The 24,215-nt window shown below is 71.1% G+C and carries 20 protein-coding genes and 1 pseudogene; 9 read left to right on the forward strand and 12 right to left on the reverse strand.

The features are described from left to right. The first annotated feature begins 274 nt into the window (after positions 1–274). On the forward strand, positions 275–4,780 hold the full coding sequence (locus AB0K10_RS17335; protein WP_363684487.1) for a LamG-like jellyroll fold domain-containing protein: 4,506 nt from the start codon (positions 275–277) through the stop codon (positions 4,778–4,780). A gap of 62 nt (positions 4,781–4,842) precedes the next feature. Here the strand turns inward: AB0K10_RS17335 and AB0K10_RS17340 are convergent, their stop codons facing one another. The 4 genes from AB0K10_RS17340 to AB0K10_RS17355 form a co-directional block, all read right to left on the reverse strand. Beyond that, on the reverse strand, positions 4,843–6,132 hold the full coding sequence (locus AB0K10_RS17340) for a hypothetical protein (RefSeq protein WP_363684489.1): 1,290 nt from the start codon (positions 6,130–6,132) through the stop codon (positions 4,843–4,845). 62 nt (positions 6,133–6,194) lie between these two features. Beyond that, the gene (locus AB0K10_RS17345; RefSeq protein WP_363684490.1) at positions 6,195–6,770 is read right to left on the reverse strand and encodes a WHG domain-containing protein; all 576 of its coding nucleotides are present in this window, start codon (positions 6,768–6,770) and stop codon (positions 6,195–6,197) included. Next, positions 6,763–7,563, reverse strand: coding sequence for an alpha/beta hydrolase (locus tag AB0K10_RS17350; protein ID WP_363684492.1), 801 nt, complete (start codon positions 7,561–7,563; stop codon positions 6,763–6,765). The genes AB0K10_RS17345 and AB0K10_RS17350 overlap by 8 nt, the downstream gene beginning before the upstream one ends. A 42-nt stretch (positions 7,564–7,605) precedes the next feature. Beyond that, the gene (locus AB0K10_RS17355) at positions 7,606–8,526 is read right to left on the reverse strand and encodes a proline dehydrogenase family protein (RefSeq protein WP_363684494.1); all 921 of its coding nucleotides are present in this window, start codon (positions 8,524–8,526) and stop codon (positions 7,606–7,608) included. On the opposite strand from AB0K10_RS17355, the gene AB0K10_RS17360 reads away from it, so the two are divergent. From AB0K10_RS17360 to AB0K10_RS17370, 3 genes are read left to right on the forward strand one after another with little or no spacing between them, the layout of a single operon-like run. Further along, positions 8,525–8,881: a hypothetical protein gene (locus AB0K10_RS17360; RefSeq protein ID WP_363684496.1), complete on the forward strand. Its 357-nt coding sequence runs from the start codon at positions 8,525–8,527 to the stop codon at positions 8,879–8,881. The genes AB0K10_RS17355 and AB0K10_RS17360 overlap by 2 nt on opposite strands. A gap of 1 nt (position 8,882) precedes the next feature. Continuing rightward, positions 8,883–10,049 (forward strand): glutathionylspermidine synthase family protein, encoded by a 1,167-nt coding sequence (locus AB0K10_RS17365; protein WP_363684498.1) that lies wholly within the window; start codon positions 8,883–8,885, stop codon positions 10,047–10,049. A 19-nt stretch (positions 10,050–10,068) separates the two neighbouring features. Beyond that, a complete protein-coding gene (locus tag AB0K10_RS17370) occupies positions 10,069–10,656 on the forward strand; it encodes a CGNR zinc finger domain-containing protein (RefSeq protein WP_363684500.1) in 588 nt (195 codons plus the stop codon). 17 nt (positions 10,657–10,673) lie between these two features. Here the strand turns inward: AB0K10_RS17370 and AB0K10_RS17375 are convergent, their stop codons facing one another. After that, complete coding sequence (locus AB0K10_RS17375) at positions 10,674–11,480, reverse strand: sugar phosphate isomerase/epimerase (RefSeq protein WP_363684502.1); 807 nt, start codon at positions 11,478–11,480, stop codon at positions 10,674–10,676. A 75-nt stretch (positions 11,481–11,555) separates the two neighbouring features. Next, positions 11,556–12,500 (reverse strand): Ppx/GppA phosphatase family protein, encoded by a 945-nt coding sequence (locus AB0K10_RS17380; protein ID WP_363684504.1) that lies wholly within the window; start codon positions 12,498–12,500, stop codon positions 11,556–11,558. A gap of 80 nt (positions 12,501–12,580) precedes the next feature. Here AB0K10_RS17380 and AB0K10_RS17385 point away from each other — a divergent pair, with 80 nt between their 5' ends. Beyond that, positions 12,581–13,378: a hypothetical protein gene (locus AB0K10_RS17385; RefSeq protein WP_363684773.1), complete on the forward strand. Its 798-nt coding sequence runs from the start codon at positions 12,581–12,583 to the stop codon at positions 13,376–13,378. A 10-nt stretch (positions 13,379–13,388) separates the two neighbouring features. Here AB0K10_RS17385 and AB0K10_RS17390 read toward each other — a convergent pair whose 3' ends face one another. Beyond that, positions 13,389–13,967, reverse strand: coding sequence for a TetR/AcrR family transcriptional regulator (locus AB0K10_RS17390; protein ID WP_363684506.1), 579 nt, complete (start codon positions 13,965–13,967; stop codon positions 13,389–13,391). Positions 13,968–14,679: 712 nt separating this feature from the next. Between AB0K10_RS17390 and AB0K10_RS17395 the strand changes: the two genes are divergently transcribed. Further along, positions 14,680–15,333 carry an NAD(P)-binding domain-containing protein gene (locus AB0K10_RS17395; RefSeq protein ID WP_363684508.1) on the forward strand — a complete coding sequence of 218 codons (654 nt, stop codon included), beginning with the start codon at positions 14,680–14,682 and terminating at the stop codon, positions 15,331–15,333. A gap of 62 nt (positions 15,334–15,395) precedes the next feature. On the opposite strand, the gene AB0K10_RS17400 is transcribed toward AB0K10_RS17395, so the two are convergent. After that, positions 15,396–16,079 carry a response regulator transcription factor gene (locus AB0K10_RS17400; protein WP_039906992.1) on the reverse strand — a complete coding sequence of 228 codons (684 nt, stop codon included), beginning with the start codon at positions 16,077–16,079 and terminating at the stop codon, positions 15,396–15,398. Positions 16,080–16,102: 23 nt separating this feature from the next. After that, entirely contained in the window at positions 16,103–17,383 is a 1,281-nt protein-coding gene (locus AB0K10_RS17405; protein ID WP_363684510.1) for an ATP-binding protein, read from the reverse strand. 202 nt (positions 17,384–17,585) lie between these two features. Here AB0K10_RS17405 and phoU point away from each other — a divergent pair, with 202 nt between their 5' ends. Beyond that, positions 17,586–18,239 (forward strand): phosphate signaling complex protein PhoU, encoded by a 654-nt coding sequence (phoU, locus tag AB0K10_RS17410; RefSeq protein WP_363684512.1) that lies wholly within the window; start codon positions 17,586–17,588, stop codon positions 18,237–18,239. 53 nt (positions 18,240–18,292) lie between these two features. On the opposite strand, the gene AB0K10_RS17415 is transcribed toward phoU, so the two are convergent. Then, positions 18,293–19,060, reverse strand: a complete 768-nt coding sequence (locus AB0K10_RS17415) for a phosphoglyceromutase (protein WP_363684514.1) — start codon at positions 19,058–19,060, stop codon at positions 18,293–18,295. Positions 19,061–19,213: 153 nt separating this feature from the next. Here AB0K10_RS17415 and AB0K10_RS17420 point away from each other — a divergent pair, with 153 nt between their 5' ends. Both AB0K10_RS17420 and AB0K10_RS17425 read left to right on the forward strand, forming a co-directional pair. Then, positions 19,214–20,497: an MFS transporter gene (locus tag AB0K10_RS17420; RefSeq protein WP_363684516.1), complete on the forward strand. Its 1,284-nt coding sequence runs from the start codon at positions 19,214–19,216 to the stop codon at positions 20,495–20,497. Positions 20,498–20,614: 117 nt separating this feature from the next. Beyond that, a complete protein-coding gene (locus AB0K10_RS17425) occupies positions 20,615–21,895 on the forward strand; it encodes an MFS transporter (protein ID WP_363684518.1) in 1,281 nt (426 codons plus the stop codon). Between the two features lie 374 nt (positions 21,896–22,269). On the opposite strand, the pseudogene AB0K10_RS17430 reads toward AB0K10_RS17425, so the two are convergent. Together AB0K10_RS17430 and AB0K10_RS17435 are read right to left on the reverse strand one after the other, a co-directional pair. Next, a pseudogene (locus AB0K10_RS17430) lies at positions 22,270–22,863 on the reverse strand (hypothetical protein); the annotation flags it as partial. A 765-nt stretch (positions 22,864–23,628) separates the two neighbouring features. Continuing rightward, positions 23,629–24,150 carry a YbjN domain-containing protein gene (locus AB0K10_RS17435; protein ID WP_363684520.1) on the reverse strand — a complete coding sequence of 174 codons (522 nt, stop codon included), beginning with the start codon at positions 24,148–24,150 and terminating at the stop codon, positions 23,629–23,631. Positions 24,151–24,215: the final 65 nt, after the last annotated feature.

Genomic DNA, 24,215 nt, shown 5'->3' on the forward strand with positions numbered 1-24,215 from the left:
ACCCTCACCTCTGCGAGATCCAGAAAAAACCACGCAGGGTGTTCAATCGTGCACCCCCGTGGCGCGAACAATGTTTCATGTTCACCTCCCCGGAAGGTCACGGGAGGCTAACGAATGACCAAGATCACGGCCGACATATGCATCGCAGATGGTCCCAAAGGGACAACCTCGCGTGACGTCCGACGTTCCACGATGGCCGGCTGTGCTGGTTCACTTGCCGCCCTACGGACGTACTCCGCGTCCGCCGGTCAGACTCACGGGGGAAGCCACCTTCATGCCCAGAATCGGTCCACCACTTCGGACCTGGAAACCAGGACGCGCATTCGCCAGCGGCGTCGCCGCCAGCATCGTCCTGAGCGGCTCGGCCACGTTCCTACCCGCCGTCGCGGCCACCGCCGCGCCCAGCAGGCCCGCTCCCAAGCCGGCCGCAGGATCATTAAGCGTCGATCGGGCGATGGCCGACGCGCGGCGCACCGGCAAGCCCGTCGAGGCCACCGGCGCCGGCACCTCGACGTCCACCTACACGGCCCGACCGGACGGGACGATCGAGCTGACCCAGTCGGCCGTACCCACTCGCACCAGGGTGAACGGTGCCTGGAAGAACCTCGACCCGACGCTGGTCCGAAACGCCGACGGCACCATCAGCGCGGCCGTGACCACCAACCCGATCCGCGTCTCCGCCGGAGGCAGTGCCCCACTCGCCGAGATGACAAGCGGCGATCGCGCACTCTCCGTCACCGCACCGCTGCCCCTGCCGGCACCGACCCTCTCCGGGCCGACCGCCACCTATGCCGAGGTGCTGCCCGGGGTCGACCTGACCGTCCGGGTCACCACCGAGGGCTCGTTCTCGCACGTCTTCGTGGTCAAGAACCGACAGGCGGCAGCCGATCCACGGCTCGCCGCCCTCGACCTCGGCACCGCCACGAAGGGCGTCACCCTGGCGGCCGACCCGGCGGGCAACATCACCGGCCGCGACCGCGCCGGCCGGACGGTGCTCACCGCCTCGGCCCCCGCGATGTGGGATTCCGCCCGCGGCGCGAGCACCAGGACGGGCACGGGCGAACGGCAGTCCGCGTCCACCCCTGGCGGCCCCGGACGTGGGGCGCGTACCGCCGCGATCGGTGTCCAGGTTGGTGCCGGGAAGCTACGACTCACCCCCGACCGGGCGATGCTGAGTGACCCGGCAGCGGTGTACCCCGTCTACATCGACCCCACGTTCAACTGGAGCTCCGTCGGCCCGAAGATGAGCGGTTGGGCCTCGATCTCCTACCAGCACCAGTCGACCAACTACTGGAAGAACACCCCGGACCCCATCGGCCGGATGCAGGTCGGCAACTCGGGCAGCCAGCGGTCGAACACTCTGATCAACTTCCCGGTGCCGTACTCGACGTTGGCCGGTGCCACGATCGCGGACGCATATTTCAAGATCACGAACACCCGGTCGTGGAACTGCACCGACAAGACGGTCTACATCTACGGCCCAGGCACCACGTTGAGCTCCAGCAACGCCACCTGGAACTACTGGGAGGGTGTGAGCAAGGGCAGCGCCATCGCCAGCAAGAGCTTCGCGTACGGCTACAGCGGTTGCGACGCCGACGGTGTCTCGTTCGACATCACCGGCCAGATCAAGACCGACGTCACCAACAAGAAGTCGACCCGAACTTTGTGGATGGTCGCCGCCAACGAGGCCAGCGACACCCAGAGCTGGAAGGAATTCCTGGAAACCAGCCCCACCCTGACCATCCGGTACAACCACGCACCCGCCGCGCCGACCGGGCTCAGCACCTCCCCCACGACCGCCTGCACCGCCGCCAATCCCACGGTGGTCGGTGATACAGCTGTGTCGCTGTACGCCCCGGTCTCCGACCCGGACAAGGGAGCCCTCGGGGTCACCTTCAAGGTGTGGAAGAACAGCGATCCCGCCCAGACGGCCATCGCCACCACCAACCCCAACCTGCTGACGTACTCCTCCGGCACCACAGCGGTGTACGTCGTGCCGAGAGCGACGCTGGCAGCCGCCGCCGGTGTCACCGGCACCAGCACGGGGACGCCCACGACGTTCGCCTGGAAGGTCCAGACGACCGATTTCCAGACTTCCAGCAGTTGGTCGACCACCTGCCGGTTCACCTTCGACTCCACCCGAGCCGGGCCACCCAACATCCCGGAACTCACTCAGCAGGCAACGATCGGGCAGCCGATCACCATTGCGGTCAAGCCGCCGTCCACCGGAACCGTGCCCACCAACTACGTCTACCAACTGAATGCGGCACCCCCGCAGAGCGTCACCCCCGACGCGAGCGGCAACGCCACCATCCAGGTCACTCCCAACCGCTTCACCAACACCATCTCGGTGACCAGCGTCACTGCGGCCGGTAAGAACTTCGGCGAGACCGCGACGTTGCCGTTCAACGCGAATCCGTCACCCGTCGTCGCACCGGACGGCGACCTGACCGGCGACGGCAAGGCCGACCTGCTCACTGGCGGCTCGGTCAACGGTCTCAAGGCCGGCCTGTGGCTGGCAGAGAACGACGGCTCAGCCGGGGTCAACCCGAGCATCAGCAACATGGGCTCGCGAGGCAACGGTGTCACCGGTGAGAACTCTCCTGCCGACTTCAACGGCGCTCAGGTCCTCACGGGTCGATTCACCGGCGGCAACCTGCAGGACGTCCTGGTCTACTACCCGGCCGGCAACAACGCCGGCGGTGGCGGAATCCTTGCCGGCAACGGCGACGGCTCCACGTTGATCCCGGAGCGCAGCGGCGTCCAGACCAGCCTCATGGCCGAATACCTTCTCGACGAGTTTGGCCGATCGCCGATCCAACTGGCCAACGCCGGTGACAGCCGGGGCATCGGTTCGGACTTCCCCGACCTGATCGGCACCAGCGGGGACGCCACCAACGGTTACCAGCTCACCTACTACCCCAGCTTCCCCGGAACCAGCCTGTTCTTCGGAGCGGTCTCCACCGGGGCGTCAACTCCGACCGGCGGCGCCGACTGGAACAACTGGACGATCACCACCGCACAGACCAGCACCGGAACTGCGATGTTCCTCTGGAACAAGACGACTGGAGCCCTGTACCTCTGGTCGAACCTGGCCTACAACCAGGACACCGGGCAACTCACCTACACCGCCCGTACCCTGGCCGCCACCGGCTGGAACACCGGAGCGACGCTCAGCCTGCGCGCCGGGGACATCAACGCCGACGGCACCCCCGACCTGTGGACCGTCGGCGCCGGCGCGGTCGCGACAGCCTGGCTGGTCACCAATGTCCAGGCCGGCAGTGCCACCATCACCGCCCGGCCCCGGCAGGCGCTGATCACCTCCGACCACACCTGGCAGTTCGACGACGAGTTCGCGGACGAGGGGGACGGCGTCCTCAGCACGGCCACCGACATCTCCGGGGGTAAGTCACTCGGCGTCGAGGTGACCGAGCCGTCACCGACCGCGCCCGGCGTGAGCGCGAAATGGCGCAGCGGTGAACTCTTCCCACAGGTCGTCGTGCTGAACACGGACGCGACCGCGACCCAGGTCGACCTCACCAACAAGACCGCGCTCACCAGTCCCGAGCGGCTGATCGACACGAGCAAGTCGTTCAGCATCTCGGTGTGGGCCAAGCCCACCGCCGCCGGTGGCGTCATCGCCAGTGAGGACGGCGCGAACGCGTCGCGCTTCCTGCTCTGGAACAACCAGAGCGACAACACCTGGCGGTTCGGGCTCGGCAACGCCGACAGCGGTTGGTCGTACACCCAGGTGGTGGCACCTGCCGGTACGGCGCTGGGGGTCTGGACGCACCTGGTCGGCACCTACAACGCCGAGACTCGGACGATCGCGCTCTACGTCAACGGGGTGGTCAAGGGAAGCGCCCAGTACACCGCCACGCCCACGTGGCCGAGCACCGGCAAGTTCGTGGTCGGCCGCTACAAGTACCAGGGCGCACCGACGGCGCACTACTCCGGGATGCTCAGCAATCTGCAGGTGTGGAAGCGGGCACTCACCCCCATCCAGGTCGGGGCGACCAACGTCACGAAGAGCGGCTCGCTCACCTCGGTCGGCGCCATCACCTGGACACCACCGGGCACTGGAACGAAGCAGACCGACATCTACGCGACGGACACCATCGGCACCTTGTGGAGATACCGCAGGGTGAACACCCAACTCTCCGCACCACGGCTGATCTCGTCGGGGTGGAACCAGTTCACCGCGTTCGGCATCGCGGACATGGACCACGACGGCTACCCGGATGTGGTCGTCCGTGACAACGTCACCTGCAACCTGCAGGTGTTCCTGGGAACCGCCGATGATGTGAGCCCCACGCCCACGTTCTTCGGCTCTCAGTGGTGCAGCTACCGGCCGTTCGGGGTGGCCGACTACAACCGGGACGGCTACCAGGACGTCTTCACCGCCGGCACAACCAACGACCTGTGGGTCTACCCGGGCGATCTGGCGGGCGGCAAGCTGACCCGGATCGACGTCGGCGACGGCTGGAGCACCCAGTTCACCGGGTTCGGGGTGGCCAACGTCGTGGGTGACACCACGCCGGAGTTGTACGGGCGGGAGAGCGACACCGGTCTCCTCCGGGTGTACGACCTACAGGCGAGGACCATCACCCAGGTCGGCATCGGTTGGGCCAACTACACCTCCTTCGGGATGACCGACTTCAACGGGGATGGCAAGCCCGACATCCTCGCCCGGGAGAACGTGACAGGCATTCTCTGGATGTACCCGGGGGCCGCCAACGGCACCCTCGGCACCCGGGCGGCGATCGCTGCCGGCTGGTGAACCACGGCGGTGGGTCGGGTGTCCACCCGGCCCACCGCCGCACGCCATTGGCCCGGCCGGTGTCAGGCGGCGGTGGCGCGGACGTACGCCACGCACTCGTCGTGCAAGGTGGACCACTGCTCGCCGAACGCCTGTTCGGCGGCGACCTCGAGGGTTCTGCGCTCGTGCACCACGGCCTTGAAGAAGGTCAGCAGCCGCTCCGGCCCGAACCGGTCGACGAGGTGGCGGACGGCCAGGTAGCCGATGCCGTAGCTGCCACCGACCCGCTCGGCGGGGGCGTCGTCGGCGGGCGTGACGCCCTCCAGTCGACCGTCCCAACCGCCCCGGACCAGCTTGCGCACCTCCGCGAGCCCCTCGTACCTGTCGACCGGCTGACCACCCGAGCCGGCGAACTCGGCCAGCCCTTCGACCAGCCACCAGGTCGTCTTGCCCGGGTAACCGCGCTCGGGCAGCGAGGCGGCGTGGGTCAGCTCGTGCCGGAGCAGGTCGTCGGTGCCGCTGCTGGGCAGCCCGTCGGCGTTGAGCACCACCTCGTGGTGGCCGCCGCCCACGGTCACCGCGTAGCCGCCGGTCCACTGTGGGCGCCCGCCGCCGTACCAGCGTTGCCATTCCGTCCGACCGGCGTAGAAGATCCGGTAGCGGTCCGGCGGCGAGCCGGTCACCGCGTAGGTGTCGGCGACCGTGGCCGCCGCCTCCGCCTGAGCCAGCAGGGTGGGTAGCTTGCCGCGCAGCGCCGGCGTGGTGGCGACGATGGTCCGCGCGCCGACCGCCACGGCCAGTTCGCTGATCTCCCACGGTCGGGTGCCGGTCTCGGCGGACTTGGACTCCTCCAGGGCGACCAGTCGGGGCTGGTCGCCGTTCTCCCGCCAGCGGGTGCCGATCAGCACCGGGCTCGGTCGGCAGCCTGGCGAGGCGAAGCAGTACTGGAAGCGCACCAGCAGCCGCCACTCGCCCGGCCTGCCGACGACAGGTACGGGCAGGCCGCTCGGCTCGGCCCGCCACACCGTCACCCGAAGGGCGCGCAGCGCGGCGTAGCGACGGCGCAGGTCGGGGTGTGTGGTGGGGTCGGCGACGGCGAGGAAGGCGGCCCGGTCGCCGCCGAGCAGCGCCGTGGACTGCCGCTGGAGCTGCGCGGTCATCCGGTCGGACAGCCCACGGGCGACGGCGGTGGCCGGGTCGTCGGCCGCGGTGGCGCCGGCCCGGCTGAGCGTGGCCCGGCCGCCGGCCTCGCGGATCGCACCGACGACCAGCGCCGCCGGAAGGCCGCAGCCCAGCAGCAGGACCACCACGACGAGCACGGTCCACAGCGGCCAGAGCCGCCGCGGTGTCGGCTGCTGCACCCCGTCAGTCACCCGCCGAAGGGTACGACCAAATGCCGGATCGGGCGAGGCCGACCCGGGCCGATCGGGCCGGGTCAGGCTCCGCGAGCCGGCCAGGAGCGTAATGCCACGTCCAGGCCGGCGACCAACTGGTGGTACGAGCGGTCGACCTCGCGCGGCAGGCCGAAGCCACCGGCGGCCTCCAGGGCGACGAAACCGTGCAGTGCGCTGCGCAGCGCCCGGGCGGCGTCCACCGCGTCGTCGCCGGTGAGTCCGTAGCCGCGCAGCACCGCGAAGATGGCGCCGACCGCGCGTTCGCCCGCCTCGACGTGTTCCGGGTCGGAGGGGTCGGGCACCCGCTGGGTGGCGGGGTAGCGCCCGGGGTGCCGATGGGCGTAGGCGCGGTACGCGTCCGCCATCGCCCGCAGCGCGTCCCCTCCCGAGCGACCGGCGGCCGCCGTGGTCAGCTCGGTGGCCAGTTCGGCGCTGGCAAGCGCGGCGAGCTTCTGGCTCAGCGCATCCGCCCCGCGGATGTGCTTGTAGAGGCTGGGCAGCGCGACGCCGAGCCGGCTGGCCAGCGCGGCGAGTGTGAGCTGCTGGTAGCCGACCTCGTCGGCCAGCCGGGCGGCCTCCCGCACCACGGTCTGCTGGTTGAGCCCTGCCCTAGGCACCCGCGCACACCGCCAGGAAACCCGCGAGCTCGTCGGCGGTGGCCTGCGGCCGGTCGGCGTGCGGGTAGTGCCCGGCCTCCTCGATCATCCGGGCCTCGGCGACGCGGAAGAGCCGGCGGGCCGCCCGCGCCTCGGCGCCCGGGTCGGGGAAGTCCGGGTCCTTGGTGCCCATCAGCACCAGCACCGGTTGGCGTACCTGCGGCGCGCGGGCGGTCCAGTGCGGCTCGACAGGAGCGATCACGCCGCGCGTCGCGGCCATCCGGCCGGGTTCGCGCAGGTTGGCCACCATCGACAGGCGGTACGCCGCGTCGTCGGTCGGCCGGTGCACCGGGAACAGCGTGTTGTGGAACATCCCGAACAGTCGTGGACTGCGCAGCAGAGCTCCCATCGCCGCCCGCAGCAGCGGGTTGAGTTTCGGCTGACCGACGAACGCGCCGATCTGCACGATGCCGGAGACCAGCTCGGGTGCGTCGGTCGCGGCGAAGACCACCGCCGCGGCGGCGGACGAGCTGCCGACAAGCACGGCCGGCCCGGCGTCGAGGTCACGGACGACGGCCAGCAGGTCGCCGCCGACCTCCGCCGGGGCGTACGAGGGCCAGCCGGCGCTGGACTCCCCGTGCCCGCGTACGTCGACCGAGGCGACCCGGTGACCGGCCGCCACCAGCAGGGGCACGAGGTGCCGGAAGCTCGCCCGGTTCTCGCCCATGCCGTGCGCGAGGACGACAAGTGGGCCGTCGCCATGCACCTCGTAGGCGATGTGTCCGCCGTCCCGCCGCACCTGGCTAGCTGTCATAGCTATAAAGCTAAGCGAACTAGCCAACCCCGTCAAGCCCGACTACTTCTTGGAGACCAGCGCACGGCCGAAGAAGACCAGGTTCGCCGGGCGCTCGGCGAGCCGACGCATCAGGTAGCCGTACCACTCGTCGCCGTACGGGACGTAGGTGCGGACGGTGTAGCCCTCGCCGGCCAACCGGGCCTGCTCCTCGGGGCGGATGCCGTAGAGCATCTGGAACTCGAAGCGCTCCGGCCCCCTGTCGAACCAGCGGGCCCGGTCCTCGCCGATCGCGATCATCCGCGGATCGTGGGTCGCCAGCATCGGGTACCCGTCGCCGGACATCAGGATGTTCAGGCAGCGGACGTAGGACTTGTCCACCTCGCGGGCCGACTGGTACGCCACCGACTCCGGCTCCCGGTACGCGCCCTTGCACAGACGCACCCGCGACCCTGCGGAGGACAGCTCCCGGCAGTCCGACTCGGTCCGGCGCAGGTACGCCTGAAGCACCGCGCCTGTCGACGGGAAGTCCTTGCGCAGCTTGGCCAGCACCTCCAGCGTCGAGTCCGTGGTGGTGTGGTCCTCCATGTCCAGGGTGACAGTGGTGCCCGCCGCGTCGGCGGCCGCGCAGATCGCCCGGACGTTGTCGTACGCCAACTGCTCGTCGAACATCTGACCGAGCGCGGAGAGCTTCACGCTCACCTCGGCCGCCGGGGTGAGCCCCGCGCCGGAGAGCATCTTCAGCAGCTTCAGGTATTCGTCCCGGGTGGCCGTGGCCTGCTCGGGACGGACGGTGTCCTCGCCCAGGTGGTCGAGGGTGACGGCCAGACCGTCGTCGACGAGCCCGCGGGTCGCGCGCAACGCGTCGTCGGTGGAGGCGCCGGCGACGAACCGGCGAACGACGTCCCGGGTGTACGGGGCGGTCGCGACGAGCCGCTCGACCTGGGATGACCGGGAGGCGGCGAGGATGACGGAACGGAGCATGAGCCGAGCGTATCGCCCCTGCCAGGACCCCCGCCGGGGGGCGGCCGGGGCTGCGGTGCTGGCGTCGATCGGCTACAACGATCCCGTGGACCAACGCCCCCGCCGCCGCCTCCGGTCGGCCTCCGTGCAGCTCGGCGCGCTCACCGCTCTCGCGCTCGCCCTCTCCGGCTGCAACATGACCTCGGACGACGACGATGACGACTGCGCCCTCGGGCCCGTCGGTGGCGGTGACACGGTCGCGCTGGCGATGCGGGTGCCCGCCCCCGTCGCGGGGCGCGCCGCCGGCGAGCCGACGACCGCCGCCCTGCCCGAGCGCGGCGGGTTCGGCACGCACCTCGCCTCCTGCGGCGGCTGACGTGCGCCGCGAGTCCGTGCCGCCCCGGCCCGACTGGGACGCCACGATCCGCGCGCAGGGGCTGGTGTACGTCGACACCGAGCTGCCCGACGGCGGGATCATGTCGTACTGGGACGAGACCGCCGCGTACGCCTTCGACCTCGACGAGGTACTGCGGCTGGAAGAGGCCACCGAGGAGTTGCACCGGATGTCCGTGGCAGCCGCCGAGCACGTGGTGGCGCACGGCCGGTACGCCGAGTTCGGCATTCCCGCCTGGGCGGCCGAGGCGGTGGCCCGGTCGCTGCGGGAGGCGCCACCCACCCTCTACGGGCGCTTCGACCTGGCGTACGACGGCACCTGGCCGCCGAAGATGCTGGAGTACAACGCGGACACGCCTACGGCGCTTGTCGAGGCGAGCATCATCCAGTGGTACTGGCTGGAGCAGACCCGCCCCGAGCTGGACCAGTGGAACAGCCTGCACGAGCGGCTGGTCGGCGCCTGGGCCAAGATCGGCGCCGGGCTGCACGACCCCCGGGTGCACGTGCTCTGGTCGAACGAGGAGGAGTCCGGCGAGGACCACATGACGGCCGGCTACCTCGCCGAGACCGCCCGGCAGGCCGGCCTGAGCGTCGAGCTGCAACCCATCCAGAAGATCGGCTGGGACGGCCGGCGCTTCGTCGACGCCGCCGGCCAGCCGGTGACCACCTGCTTCAAGCTCTACCCGTGGGAGTGGATGCTGGCCGAGCCGTACGGGCCGCCCGCGCTGGCCCCGGGCACCCCGACCACCTGGATCGAACCGGCGTGGAAGCTCCTGCTGTCCAACAAGGCGCTGCTCGCGATCCTCTGGGAGCTCTACCCCGACCACGAGTACCTGCTCCCGGCGTACCTCGACTCGCCGCGCGGCATGCCCGAGTACGTGGCCAAGCCGCTGCTCGGCCGGGAGGGTGGCTCGGTACGCATCGTCACCGCCGAGCAGGAGATCACCAACCCGGGGATCTACGGCGACGAGGGCTGGTGCTACCAGGAGTTCCGGGCGTTGCCGCAGTTCGCCGGCTACCGGACGGTGCTGGGCAGCTGGATCGTCGACGGCGAGTCGGCCGGAGTGGGCGTGCGGGAGAGCGCGAGTCTGATCACCGACGGCTACGCGCGGTTCCTGCCGCACTACATCGACGCGCCGCGCACCCCGTGAGTCGTCTACCGTTGGGGGCGTGAACTTCGACGCGTACGCCCGGACCGGCGTTGACCTGGTCAACGCCCGCCTGGACGACCTCGACGACCTGCGGGCCCTCTTTCCCGACGACAACGCCTGGATGCGCGACGAGGTCGCCGATCGCGACATCGCGATCTTCCGGCGTGCGCAGAAGCGGCTCCGCGACGTCTTCGAGTACGGCACCTCGGGGCGTGACGCCCAGGCGGTGACCGAGCTGAACGCGCTGCTCGAGGCGTTCCCGGTCCAGCCGCGCATCTCCGGGCACGACTCCAGCGACTGGCACATGCACGTGACCAGCCGGGGCGCGTCGGTAAGCGCCGAATACCTGGCCGGCGCGGTCTGGGGGCTGTCGGTGTGGCTCTGCGAGTACGGCAGCGCACGCTTCGGGGTCTGCGCCGACGAGCGGTGCGGCAATGTCTACCTGGACACGTCGTCCAACTGCTGCCGGCGGTTCTGCTCCGAGCGTTGCGCCACCCGCTCCCACGTGGCGGCGCACCGGGCCCGCAAGCGGGCCGCCATCGGCGAACAGCTGCCGGTCGCCCCGCAGCCGACGGCGACCACCGAGTCGCTGACCCCGGTCAGCTGACGGCGGGCCCTGCGGGGTCAGACGTCGACAGGTGACTGCGCGGGCAGGTGCTGCCGGGCGAACTCCAGCGCGGCGCGCAGGTCCGCCTCGCGCACCGCGCGGCTCTTCGCGCCCCGGGTCGCCACCTCGACGGCCACCGCGCCGGTGAAGCCCCGCGCCGCCAGCGAGGAGAGCAGCTCCCCGCAGGGCTGGGTGCCGCGACCGGGCACCAGATGCTCGTCGCGGCCCTCGCCGGTGCCGTCGCCCAGGTGCACGTGGGCCAGGCCCGCGCCCATCCGGTCGGCCATGTCCAGGGGGTCGCTGTGCGAGGCCGCGCAGTGCGACAGATCGAGGGTGTACGACGGGTAGCCCGCGTCGGTGGGATCCCACCCGGGGACGTACGGGACGAACTGCCGGCCCGCCATCCGCACCGGGTACATGTTCTCCACAGCGAAGCGCAGGCCGTTGAAGCGGTCCGCGATCGTGGCCAGCCCCTCGGCGAAGTTACGCGCGTAGTCGCGCTGCCAGGAGAACGGCGGGTGCACCACGACCGTCGGCGCTCCCAGCGTCTCGGCCAGCTCGGCGGCCCGGCGCAGCCGCTGCCACGGGTCCGGGCTCCACACCCGCTGGGTGACCAGCAGGCAGGGCGCGTGCACAGACAGCACCGGCACGTCGTAGTGCGCCGACAGGCCGCGCAGCGCGCCGGCGTCCTGGCTGACCACGTCGGTCCAGACCATCACCTCGACGCCGTCGTAGCCGAGCGCCGCGGCCAGTTGGAACGCCGCCGCAGTCGGCTCGGGGAAGACCGACGAGCTGGACAGGAGCACCGGAACGCGGGAAGTCACATCAGCCAGCGTAGCCCGGCTGTCGTAGGGCCATCAGGACGAGCGCCGGCAAACCGACCGTAACCGGCAGCCCGGTCAGATCGGTTCGAGTTGGTCGAGTCGGCGGAGGATGACCCCCTCCCGCAGGGCCCACGGGCAGATGTCCAGCGAGTCCAGGTCGAGCCTGCGCATCACCGCCTCGGCGACCACCGCGCCCGCCAGCAGCTGGTGGGCCCGACCCGAGCTGACCCCCTCCAGCTCCATCAACTGGGTAGGCGGAATGTGCCGGATGAAGCCGATGACCTGCCGCAGACCGGCACGGGTCAGGCTGCGCCGGGCCCAGAGCCCGGCCCCGGAGGGCGCCGCGCCGGCCAGTCGCGCCAGGGTGCGGAACGTCTTCGAGGTGGCCACCGCCCGACCCCAGCCCACCTCGGTCATCTGGTCGACCACCTTGTCCAGCCGGCCGTCCACGTACTCCCGCAGCTTCTCGACGGCCTCGGCGGACGGCGGCGTCGCGCTGTCCGGGTCGACCCGCAGCCGCTCCCGGGTCAGGCGGCCCGCGCCGAGCGGAAGCGAGATCGCGGCGTCCGGGTCCTCGTCGATCCCGGCGGCGATCTCCAGCGAGCCGCCACCGATGTCGAGCACCAGCAGACGCCCCGCGGACCAGCCGAACCAGCGCCGCACCGCCAGGAACGTCATCCGCGCCTCGTCCGCGCCGGAGAGCACCTCCAGGCGTACGCCTGTCTCGTCGCGGACGCGGGCGAGCACCTCGGCCGCATTGGTGGCGTCGCGGACCGCCGAGGTGGCGAACGCGATCAGGTCGTCGGCCTCCAACCCCGTGGCCGCCGCCTTGGCCATGCCGACCGCCTTGACCAGGCCGTCCGAGCCGGCCTCGGTCAACGCGCCGTCCGGGCCGATCTGCTCGGCGAGACGCAGGACGACCTTCTCCGAGTGCGCCGGCCAGGGGTGCGCGCCGTGGTGCGCGTCGACCACCAGCAGGTGCACCGTGTTGGATCCGACGTCGAGGACACCCAGTCGCATGGTGAAGACCCTAGGTGCAACACGTTCGTGCGGCGCGCCGGCCTGCCGACGTCACCGCGCGTAGGCTGGTCCGGGTGACGATGGAGCTCCGCGTGCTGGTGGACGATCCGGGCGACCCGCGCAGCCGCGAGGTGGCGCTGGACTTTCCCCGGGAGTGGATCGAGTTCGCCGACCCGGCGGACGAGACCCACCTGATCCGGGCCGACCTGACCTGGCTGCTCTCCCGCTGGACCTGCATCTTCGGGCGGGGTTGCCACGGCATCATCGCCGGCCGGTCGGCCGACGGCTGCTGCTCGCACGGGGCGTTCTTCACCGACTCGGACGACGAGAAGCGCGTCCGCACCGCCGTCAAACGGCTCACCCCGTCGACGTGGCAGCACTTCCGGCGCGGTTTCAAGAACTGGACCGACGAGGACACGATCGACGGCAAGAACCCGGCGCGCCGCACCGCCACCCAGGGCGCCGACGGGCCGTGCGTCTTCCTCAACGACGCCGACTTCGCCGGCGGAGGAGGTTGCGCGTTGCACGCCCAGGCGCTGCGCGACGGGGTGCACCCGCTGGAATACAAGCCGGACGTCTGCTGGCAGCTGCCGATCCGGCGGGACCAGGACTGGGTGAAGCGCCCCGACAACTCCAAGGTGCTGGTCTCCACACTGTCCGAGTTCGACAGGCGCGGCTGGGGTGCCGGCGGACACGATCTGGACTGGTGGTGCACCTCCTCGACGGACGCCCACGTGGGCACCGAGCCGATGTACCTGTCCTACGGGCCGGAGCTGACCGCCCTGATCGGCGCCGCGGCGTACGAGCGGCTGGCCGAGCTGTGCGCGGCCCGGGTGAAGCAGGGCATGGTCGCCCCGCACCCCGCCGACAATCTCTAGCTGATACCCGTCAGCGCAACGCCGCGTCGACGAGGGTGCGGGCGCTGCGCCGGGCCGCTTCGGCGATCACCGGGTCGCCGTCCAGCACACCGCCGGCGAGCCCGCCGTCGAGCAGCAGGGTGAGCTGCCGGGCGAGCAGTTCCGGGTCGGCCGCGCCGGCCTGCCGGGCCAGCTCCGTCACCCAGGCCCGGACCACCGTCTTGTGCTCGACCGTGCGGGCGTGCACCGCGCCGCCGGCCGGTGACTCGGCGGCCGTGTTGATGAACGCGCAGCCGTGGTAGCCGTCCCGCCGGCAGGCGCCGGCCAGCGCGTCGAACATCCCGACCAACTGGTCGCGCGGCTCGTCGCCGGCATCCCGGGCCGCGGCGCGCAGCGCGCCGAACCACGCCTGGTCGACCCGGTCGAGGTACGCCAGCACCAGGTCGTCCTTGCGCGGGAAGTGCTTGTAGAGCGTCGCCTTGGCCACGCCCGACTCGGCGATGACCGTGTCCACCCCGACGCCGCGCGGCCCGTGGGCGTAGAAGAGCCGGAACGCGGTCTCCAGGATCCGGTCCCGGGCCGAGCCGGCCGGTGTGCGCTGGGCAGGCATCGGTACTCCCTCGACGTGCTGGTGGCGGGCCGATTCTACAGACAGCTCCGTCTACCATCTCCGCCAGATGCGCCGTTCACGCAAACCCGGGCCATGGCGCCGCCGGTCTCCCGACACGTTGGCCCGTTGGGCTACTAGATCGCCGACCAGCCAGGACTGCCGGACCGCTGGGCCGGCCAGGACCGCCGGGGTAGCCAGGACCGCCGGGGTGGCCAGGACCGCCGGGGTGGCCAGGACCGCCAGGGTGGAAGACCTCGCCGCCGCCAGGGGCCTGACACCTCTTCGCACCCTGTAGAGCTGCCCCAGATGTGGGGCGGCACCTCCGGCTCTCGTAGGCAGCCTCCCGCCCACCCAGTCTCTGGGGCGGGCGCGACATGTGTCAGCCCCACATCTGGGGCAGCTCTACAGGCAGCGAGAGACAGCGCCACTGCTGATCCGACCCACCCCGGACGCCTGGATTGGCGTGCTCGACGCGGCGCCCGACTACGCAGACCATGCCGGCACGCCGGGCCGCAGCGGGGGCACGCCGCCGGCGCACAGCCGGGCACGCCACCGGGCACGGGCATCGAGCGCCGAGCGCCGAGCGCAGCGGACCACTCAGGGCACACCGGGCCACGGATCGTCATGGGGGCAGACAGTAGACAGACCTGTCTGTTAGCCTGCTCGCAACCGGCGCGACGCCACTCCGCGCCCGAGTGGAGGATCGATCGACATGCGCATCGCAGTTCTCGGCACCGGCTCGGTCGGCCGGACCATCAGCGCCCGCGCTGCGGAGCTGGGCCACCAGATCACCATCGGCACGCGGGATGTCGCGACCACCCTGGCCGGCGATTACGCCGCCTGGGCCGCGGAGCACCCCGAGGTAGGCCTGGCAACCCAGGCAGACGCGGCCGCAGACGCCGAGCTGGTGGTCAACGCCACCAGTGGCAGCGGCTCCCTGCCGGCGCTCACCGCGGCCGGCGCGGCGAACCTGGCCGGCAAGGTTCTGCTCGACATCGCCAACCCGCTCGACTTCAGCGCAGGCTTTCCGCCCACCCTGACCGTGCCGGACACCGACTCCCTCGCCGAGCAGATCCAGCGGGAGTTCCCGCAGGCCAAGGTGGTCAAGTCACTCAACACGCTGACCGCCGAGCTGATGGTGCGCCCGCGCCAGCTCGCCGACGGCGCGCACAGCGTGTTCGTCTCCGGCGACGACGCGGAGGCGAAGCGGATCGTCACCGAGCTGCTCGTCAGCTTCGGCCACACCGACGTGATCGACCTCGGTGACCTCTCCACCGCCCGGGGCACCGAGATGCTGATGCCACTCTGGCTGCGGCTCTACGGCCGGCTCGGCACCGCCGACTTCAATTTCAAGGTCGTCCGCTGAGCGGACCCCGACAGCCCGAAGGGGGCCCACGCCGAGCGTGGACCCCCTTCGGGTTGGGCCGATCACGGCTCGAACTTGTACCCCAGACCGCGTACGGTGACGATGAAGCGCGGCGCCGACGGCTCCGGCTCGATCTTGGAACGCAGCCGCTTGACGTGCACGTCCAGCGTCTTGGTGTCGCCGACGTAGTCGGCGCCCCAGACCCGGTCGATGAGCTGGCCTCGGGTCAGCACCCGGCCCGCGTTGCGCAGCAGCAGCTCCAGCAGCTCGAACTCCTTGAGCGGCAGTTGCACCGCCCCACCCTCGACGGTCACCACGTGCCGCTCGATGTCCATCCGGACCGGGCCGGCTGCCAACGTCGGAGCGCCCGCCTCGGCCACCTCCGGGCTCTGCCGGCGCAGCACCGCGCGGATCCGCGCGACCAGTTCCCGGGGAGAGTACGGCTTGGTGACGTAGTCGTCGGCGCCGATCTCCAGGCCGACCACCTTGTCGATCTCACTGTCCCGCGCGGTGACCATGATGATCGGTACGGCCGAGCGCTGCCGGAGCTGCCGGCACACCTCGGTCCCCGACATCTCGGGCAACATCAGGTCGAGCAGCACGATGTCGGCGCCGGTTCGGTCGAACTCGGTGAGGGCATCGGTGCCGGTCGCGGCGACCGAGACCTCGAAGCCCTCCTTGCGGAGCATGTACGACAGGGCGTCGGAGAACGACTCCTCGTCCTCGACCACCAGAACGCGGCTCAAGGGGGATTTCCTTTCCATTGCTGTCAGACCTGCCGAAGCTCGGCCGGACCGGCCTCGATCCCAACCGGCGGCAGTGTCGCCAGCAGGTCGTCAGGGGGGCTGGCGGGCAACCGTAGGGTGAACGTCGATCCACCCCCAAGAGTGCTCGACACCTCCACCCGACCGCCATGGTTGCTCGCGATGTGTTTGACGATGGCCAGGCCGAGCCCGGTGCCACCGGTGGCGCGCGAGCGGGCCTGGTCGGCCCGGTAGAACCGCTCGAAGATCCGGTCCACGTCCGTCGGGGCGATGCCGATGCCCTGGTCGGCGACCGCGACCTCGACATGTTCACCGTCCCCACGGAGGGTGACCCGTACCGCGGTGTCCTCGCCCGAGTAGTTGATGGCGTTCTCCACCAGGTTCGCCACCGCCGTGGCGAGCTGACTGTCGCTGCCGTACGCGGTGAGACCGCGCTGGCCGTCGACAGTCACCTCGACCCCACGGGCGGCAGCCGTGGTGCGGGTGCGGTCGACCACCTCGGCGATCACCCAGTCGAGTGCGACGGGCTCCGGCGGCGGCTGCGGCTCGGCGCCCTGGAGCCGGGTCAGCTCCAGCAACTCCTGCACCAGCCGGCCCAGCCGGGTCGACTCGTGCTGGATCCGTTCGGCGAACCGGCGGGCGGCGACCAGATCCTCGGAGAGGTCAGGCACCGCGGCGTCGGCCGGCTCGGTGGCGTCCAGCAGCGCCTCGGCGAGCAGTTGGAGCGCGCCGATCGGTGTCTTGAGCTCGTGGCTCACGTTCGCCACGAAGTCACGTCGGACCCGGGTGAGCCGGTGCGACTCGGTCACGTCGACCGCTTCCACGGCGATGAAGCCGTTCCCGAGGCCCATGGCCCGCAGGTGCACGCCCAGCGGGTTCTCCCCCGCGCTGTCGCGACCCCGCGGCAGGTCCAGCTCGATCTCGCGCCGCACGCCGGTGCGCCGCACCTGGCCCGCGAGGGTACGGATCAACGGGTGCGCGGCGATCGAGCCCGGGGTGCTGCCGGTACGCAGCAGACCCATCGCGCGGGCGGCCGGGTTGATCAGTACGGGCACGTCGTCGTCGTCCAGTACGACGACACCGGCCCGGAGCGAATCGATCGTCCGGCGGCCGAGCCCGGCCTGCTGCTCGTCAGCTATCGGGGGCCTCCCCCTGCTCCAGCGGGAGCTCGCGCTGCCCGTCGACGTGGAGCGGCCGCGCGCCGGCAGGAACCGGGGCAGCAGGAGGCCGACGACCAGTCCGGTCGCCAACGCCACGGCCACCACGACCGCCACCGCCCACTCCACCCGGCGATCGTAGGGTCATTGTTAACCTGGCTACCACACAGAACGGGACGAACCACCCGCACTTTCGGAAGTGTTCACCCCCACGTCTGACGTCGTTCACCGTGGTTCATCCGGGATCCGTTCACGCGCCCTACCGTTGGCGTCGCACCTGCTCAACCCTGCGCCGGCACCCGTCGGCGGCGACCGACCACAGGACGTGATGATGCGCGACGAGTTCCGGGCCGACCTCCAGATCGTCAGCCAACTGCTGGTGGACATGGCGGAGGGCGTCCGCGCTGCCATGCGCCAGGCCACCCGGGCCCTGCTCACCGCCGACCGGCAGGCCGCCGAGACGGTCATCGAGCGGGACGCCGAGATCGACGACCTTTACCGGCACGTCGAGGAGCGGGTGTGTGACCTGCTCGCCAGGCAGGCGCCGGTCGCCTCCGACCTGCGTGCCATGATCACCGCGCTGCACGTGGCGGCCGACCTGGAGCGGATGGGCGACCTGGCCGACCACGTGGCCAAGACGGCGCTGCGCCGCCACCCCTCGCCCGCCGTACCGGCCGAGCTGCGCACGATCTTCACCGAGATGTCGGACATCGCCGACCGGATGGCCGTGAAGATCGGTTCGGTGCTGGCCAAGCCCGACGCCGACCTGGCCGGCGAGCTGGACCGGGACGACGACGCCATGGACGAGCTGCACAAGAGCCTGTTCTCGGTGCTGCTCGGCGACGACTGGCCGTACGGGGTGGAGACCGCTATCGACGCCACCCTGCTGGGCCGCTTCTACGAGCGCTTCGCCGACCACGCGGTCAACGCCGGCGAGCACGTGATCTACCTGATCACCGGGGAGAGCACGCCCACCGGCAACTGACACACGGCAGAAAAGGGGGCCCCTGTGTCGCAGGGGCCCCCTTCTCTCTACTCTCAGCGGCCCTGGTTGGCGACCGCGGCGGCGGCTTCCTTCGCCGCCGTCGGGTCGAGGTAGGTGCCGCCCAGGGTGAGCGGGCGCAGCTGCGGGTCGAGGTCGTAGCGCAGCGGGATGCCGGTCGGGATGTTGAGCTTGGCGATCGCCTCGTCGGAGATCTGGTCGAGGTGCTTCACGAGGGCGCGCAGCGAGTTGCCGTGCGCGGCCACCAGCACCGTCCGGCCGGCCAGGATGTCCGGCACGATCGAGTCGTACCAGTAGGGCAGCATCCGCTCGACGACGTCCTTGAGGCACTCGGTGCGCGGCATGAGCTCGGTCGGCAGCAGCGCGTACCGCGGGTCGCCCACCTGCGACCACTCGTCGTCGTCCGCGATCGGCGGCGGAGGGGTGTCGTACGACCGGCGCCAGAGCATGAACTGCTCCTCGCCGTACTCGTCGAGGGTCTGCTTCTTGTTCTTGCCCTGTAGGGCGCCGTAGTGGCGCTCGTTGAGCCGCCACGACCGACGCACCGCGATCCAGTGCCGGTCGGCGGCGTTCAGCGCCAACTCGGCGGTGCGGATCGCCCGGCGCATCACGCTGGTGTGGACGACGTCCGGCAGCAGGCTGTGCTCGCGCAGCAGCTCGCCGCCGCGCCGTGCCTCGCCCTCGCCCTTCTCGGTCAGGTCGACGTCCACCCAGCCGGTGAAGAGATTCTTGGCGTTCCAGTCACTCTCGCCGTGCCGCAGCAGGACCAGCGTCCCGATGGTGGGCCCCTCGCTCGCAGTCATGCGGATCATCCTGCCTCAACCCCGTAGCGGACACGCGGGCACCCGTCGTGACGACCACCACGTGAAAAAGCGAGTGACCTGCGAATCCGGCCGCTACTAGGGTTGTAAGGCGCTGTAGTCACATCGGTCATTACTTGCAAGCGGGGGCACCACGTGCGGACAATGCGGAGCTGGTTCCGGGACACCACAGGCGGCCTGCCGGCCACCTTCTGGTACCTGTGGTCGGGCACCCTGATCAACCGGCTCGGCTCGTTCGTGCTCGTCTTCCTCGCCATCTACCTGACCCAGGAACGGGGCTTCTCGGCCTCGCAGGCCGGTCTGGTGATCGGCCTGTGGGGTGTCGGCGGGGCGGTCGGCACCACCGCCGGCGGCACCCTGGCCGACCGGTGGGGCCGACGGCCGACGCTGCTCACCGCGCACGTCGGCGCGGCGACCATGATGCTCGCCCTCGGGCTGGCCCGTGACCTCTGGGCAGTGGCGCTGGGTGCGCTGCTGCTGGGCATGTTCGCCGAGGCGGCCCGGCCGGCGTTCGGCGCCATGATGATCGACGTGGTGCCGGCCAGGGACCGGCTGCGCGCCTTCTCGCTCAACTACTGGGCGATCAACCTGGGCTTCGCCTGCGCCGCCGTCCTCGCCGGTCTGGCCGCGCAGGCCGACTACCTGCTGCTGTTCGTGGTCGACGCGGGAGCGATGCTGATCACCGCTTTGATCATCTTCGTCCGGGTGCCGGAGACCCGCCGCGGCGGGTACGCGGTCGCGGCGACCACCGCCCCGCGCGGCGCGCTGCGCACGATCCTCACCGACCGGGTCTTCCTCGGCTTCGTGGCGCTGAACCTGTTCGCCGCGATGGTCTTCCTCCAGCACATCTCGATGCTGCCGATCGCCATGGGCGACTCGGGCCTGAGCCCGGCCACCTACGGCTCGGTGATCGCGCTCAACGGCCTCCTCATCGTCGTCGGCCAACTCTTCGTGCCCCGGCTGATCCGGGGTCGGAACCGCTCGCACGTGCTCGCGCTCGCCGCCGTGGTGATGGGGGTCGGGTTCGGGCTTACCGCGTTCGCCGGCAGCGCCTGGTTCTACGGGCTGACGGTGCTGATCTGGACGCTCGGCGAGATGCTGAACTCGCCGTCCAACTCCACGTTGATCGCCGAGCTCTCCCCGGCCGAGCTACGCGGTCGCTACCAGGGCGTGTTCGGGCTCTCCTGGCAGATCGCCGGGGCGAGCGCGCCGATCCTCGGCGGCCTGGTGCGGGAACACGTCGGCAACGCCGCGCTCTGGTTCGGCTGTGCCGTGATCGGCGTACTGACGGCGGTGGCCCACCTCGCGTCCGGTCCCGCCCGGGAACGGCGGGCCGTCGCGCTGCGTCACGACGCCGACGCGTCCGCGTCGGCCGGTACCCGCCCCGCGGCGGCGCAGCCCGCCGAGGCGGCAGCCTGAGCCGGGCGTGACCCCTGAGACGTACGGCTCATGATCGGGGACACGACTGGCGCGAATCGGCCCGACTTCCTACCGTCCTGGAGAAACGGTTAAGAAACTGAACTGTCGGGAGGTCTGATGCACGCCCTGCGGCGCGGGTGGCACGACACCGCGGGCGGGCTACCCGCCACGTTCTGGTACCTCTGGGCGGGGCTGCTGATCAACCGCGCCGGCGCGTTCGCCATGCTCTTCCTGTCGCTCTACCTCACCGACGCCCGGGGAGCCAGCGAGTCGGTGGCCGGCACGGTGGTCGGGGCGTACGGGGCCGGTGGGGCGGCCGGCGTGCTGCTCGGCGGGGTGCTGGCCGACCGGTGGGGCCGACGGGCCACCCTGCTCGCCGCCCACCTGGCCACCGTCGCCCTGATGGTGGCGCTGGCCTTCAGCCGGCCCCTGCTGCTGATCGCGGCACTGTCCGCACTTGTCGGCGTGGTGCACTCGATGCCCAGCCCCGCCTTCGTGGCGGCGATCGTCGACGTGGTGCCCGCCGAGCGCCGGTCACGCGCGTTCAACCTCCAGTTCTGGGCGTTCAACCTGGGCATGGCGGTCGCGTCGCTGCTCGCCGGGGTGCTGGCCGAGGCGAGCTTCACCGCGCTGTTCCTGGTCGACGCCGCCGCCACGCTGACCGCCGCCGCCGTCATCGGCTGGAAGGTGCCGGAGACCCTGCGACGGGCCACCACTGTCGCGCCGGCCGACTCCCCGAAGGTCGGCAGCTCTCGCCGACAGGGGCTGCACACCGCGCTCACCGATCGGACCTTCCTGGTCTTCGTCGGGCTCACCTTCGTCCTGGCCGTACTCACCCTCCAGACCTCGACGATCATGCCGCTGGCGATGCGCGCCGACGGTCTGGGACCGTCCGCGTACGGGGTGGTGGTGGCACTCGGGGGCGCGCTGATCGTGCTGGGGCAACTGTTCGTGCCCCGGCTGATCGACAGGCACCGCAAGGACGTCGTGCTGGCAGTCTCCACGGCCCTGCTGGCGATCGGGTTCGGCGTGCTCGCCGTCGCGGACGACCTGGGCGTCTACCTCGGTGCGGCGGTGATCTGGACGGTCGGCTCGATGCTCGCCGCGCCGCCCAACGCGCAGATCAACGCGGATCTGGCACCGCCGCACCTGCGCGCGCGGTACCAGTCGGTCTTCTACCTGACGTTCCCGGCTGCGGCGTTCGTCGCACCCACGCTGGGCGGGGTGAGCCTGCAGCACCTCGGCGACCGGCACTGGCTGATCGTGGGCGGGCTGGGCCTGCTGGCCGCGTTCGGGCACCTGCTGGCCGGGCCGCCCCGCGACCGGCACGTCGCCGCGCTGCGCCGGGCCGCCGGCCGGGAGCCGGCACCGCGCGTGGACCGCGTCCAGACGGGCTGATCGACCGTACGACGGCAAAGCGCCCACCGTGTCCCGAAGGTCATGGTGGGCGCTCGCCGGTGGGGCCGGCGGCGGCGGGCAACACTCACCCCCGTAAGCATCGCCCGCTCGCGCCGCCGGTCCAAACAGGTGGGCACCGTCCCCCAACGGTTGGTCCACCCGTCCCATCGCGCCTCGCCTGGTGCGCGGATCTGATCGATCCGCCGCTCCCCCGAACGTTTCCAAGCTTGGCGCGGTGCAATAAAGCTAGTTCGGCCGGATTCTGGATTCAACCCAGATGGGCTGTCTCGCCGGTCACAACTGGCGAGTATCCCCAGCTCGGGCCTCGGTCTGTGGCAACAGCCGGGTACCCGTCGGGCATTCCCGCAAACACCTCAGCCGTCCTCACGATCGGGTGACTCGGTCCGGAAGAAGCTGCTCTGCCGGCCGTTGCGCAACTGCTCCTGATAGATCAGGTTGAGCCGGCGCAGATCAAACGTGTAGAACCACTCATCCCAGGTGATCTCACGAATCCGGCTGCTTTCCCGGTAACCGGGGATGTTGAAGGTCAGCACTCCTGCCCGGCCGTCCCGCTCGGTGCCCGCGATGGTCGCGGGCTTCGCGCCGCGCTCCGCCGCCCAACGCTGGATCACCTCGTGATTCGCGGTGATCAAGCTTCGTCCCGGCCGCTCCGGCCGATCCGCGATCGACGAGATCACCTGCGAGCTGCGGACCGACCGTCCGGTGCCCCGTCCGGTCCGGATCCCACCGGCCGCCATCCCACCGGCCGCCGGCTGGCTCGCCGTGGCCCTCTTGGCCGGCGCCTGCTTGGTGGTGGCCCGCTTGGCGGGCGCCGACCGCTTCGCCGGCGCCGCCTTGGCCGTGGCCCGCTTGGCCGGCGCCGACCGCTTGGCGGCCGGCCGGGACGGCGCCTTCTTCGCGGGCGCCTTTCGCGCCGGCGCGGTACGCGCGGTCGCCGACGTCCTGCGTGCGGTGGTCGACTTCGCCGCCGCTGTCGTCTTCTTCGTCGCGGCCGCCTTCCGGGCCCCGGTCGACTTGTTCGCGGCGGTCGTCCGCTTCGCGGCGGTCGCCTTGGTCGCGGCGGTGGTCCGCTTCGCGGCGGTGGTCTTCGTCGCTGCGGTCGTCCGCTTCGCGGCGGTCGCCTTGGTCGCGGCGGTGGTCCGCTTCGCTGCGGTCGTCTTCTTCGCTGCGGCCCGCTTCGCGGGAGCGCTCTTGTTCGCGGGCGCGGCCTTCGCGCGACCCGGTGCCGCCCTCGACGCCGACTTCTTCGTCGCGGCGGCCCGACCGGCCGACGCCCTGGTGCCGGTCGCCCGACCAGCAGGTCCGGTGCTGCGCCGACCCGCGCCACCCGCGTCCGAACGCATCGAACGCACCAGCTGCTTCACCAGGTCGGGCTTGCGCAGCGTGGAGATCCCGGAGACCCCGCGCTTGCGCAACTGCCCGCGGATGTCGTCCACCCGCATCCGGGAGATCTCCGACTCGGAAACCCCTGGAGTAGCCGGACTCTGATTGCCGGCCTGTCGTTTGGTCCTGGTCGCAGTCCCGCCGCGACCTGAGCTGTTCCGCTGAGCCATGGGACGCTCACGCTCCTCGACACTCCGTCCTCGGCGCGCGGGGGTCCCTCTGCCGCACCGCGCGGTGCGGCATACCCGTCAGGAGCAGTCCGAACCTCCAGCAACCAACCAGCTCGAACCACGCCTCTAGCCGACCGGAGGCGGGAGGGCTGGCGGGCGTCAGGCGGGGTCGGGGGCGGGGTCCGCCCCGGACGGCTCGAAGAGGTGGGCGAAGGCGGCCAGGTTCGCGGTGGACTCGCCGCGCTTGACCCGCCACTCGTACTCGCGCCGGATCGAGCTGCCGAAGCCGATCTCCAGCATCGTGTCGAAGGACTCGTCGGAGTAGGTCAGCACCGAGCCGAGCAGCCGGTCCAGCTCGTCGGCGTCCACGCCGGCCGGGTTGACCCGCCCGGTCAGGTACACGTCGCCGACTGCGTCCGTGGAGAAGGAGACCCCGTACATGCGGGCGTTGCGCTGGAGCAGCCAGGCCCACAGCTCCTCCCGCCGCTCGTCGGGCTGGCGCATGACGAACGCCTCGATCCGCAGCGCGTGCTCACCGACGAACAGGTTGCAGATCGTCTTGAGCTTGTGGGTGCCCGGCAGGGTGATCGCGTACGAGCCGGGCCCGGTCGACTCCCAGGCCAGGTCACGGTCGGCGCACACCGACTCGATCAGGGTCGCAAGATCGCTCTTCGGGCTCACCGGACCCACTCTACGACCGCCCCGGCCCACGCACCGGGTGACGACCGGCGCACGGCCACCACCGG

The organism is Micromonospora sp. NPDC049274, from assembly GCF_040678875.1.
Lineage (GTDB): Bacteria > Actinomycetota > Actinomycetes > Mycobacteriales > Micromonosporaceae > Micromonospora.

Coding starts and splice junctions, on each gene's coding strand:
- AB0K10_RS17335 (WP_363684487.1), top strand. CDS start 275: ATGCCCAGAATCGGTCCACCACTTCGGACCTGGAAACCAGGACGCGCA.
- AB0K10_RS17350 (WP_363684492.1), bottom strand. CDS start 7,563: ATGACAGCTAGCCAGGTGCGGCGGGACGGCGGACACATCGCCTACGAG.
- AB0K10_RS17360 (WP_363684496.1), top strand. CDS start 8,525: ATGAGCCGAGCGTATCGCCCCTGCCAGGACCCCCGCCGGGGGGCGGCC.
- AB0K10_RS17355 (WP_363684494.1), bottom strand. CDS start 8,526: ATGCTCCGTTCCGTCATCCTCGCCGCCTCCCGGTCATCCCAGGTCGAG.
- AB0K10_RS17380 (WP_363684504.1), bottom strand. CDS start 12,500: ATGCGACTGGGTGTCCTCGACGTCGGATCCAACACGGTGCACCTGCTG.
- AB0K10_RS17385 (WP_363684773.1), top strand. CDS start 12,581: ATGGAGCTCCGCGTGCTGGTGGACGATCCGGGCGACCCGCGCAGCCGC.
- AB0K10_RS17390 (WP_363684506.1), bottom strand. CDS start 13,967: ATGCCTGCCCAGCGCACACCGGCCGGCTCGGCCCGGGACCGGATCCTG.
- AB0K10_RS17395 (WP_363684508.1), top strand. CDS start 14,680: ATGCGCATCGCAGTTCTCGGCACCGGCTCGGTCGGCCGGACCATCAGC.
- phoU (WP_363684512.1), top strand. CDS start 17,586: ATGCGCGACGAGTTCCGGGCCGACCTCCAGATCGTCAGCCAACTGCTG.
- AB0K10_RS17415 (WP_363684514.1), bottom strand. CDS start 19,060: ATGACTGCGAGCGAGGGGCCCACCATCGGGACGCTGGTCCTGCTGCGG.
- AB0K10_RS17425 (WP_363684518.1), top strand. CDS start 20,615: ATGCACGCCCTGCGGCGCGGGTGGCACGACACCGCGGGCGGGCTACCC.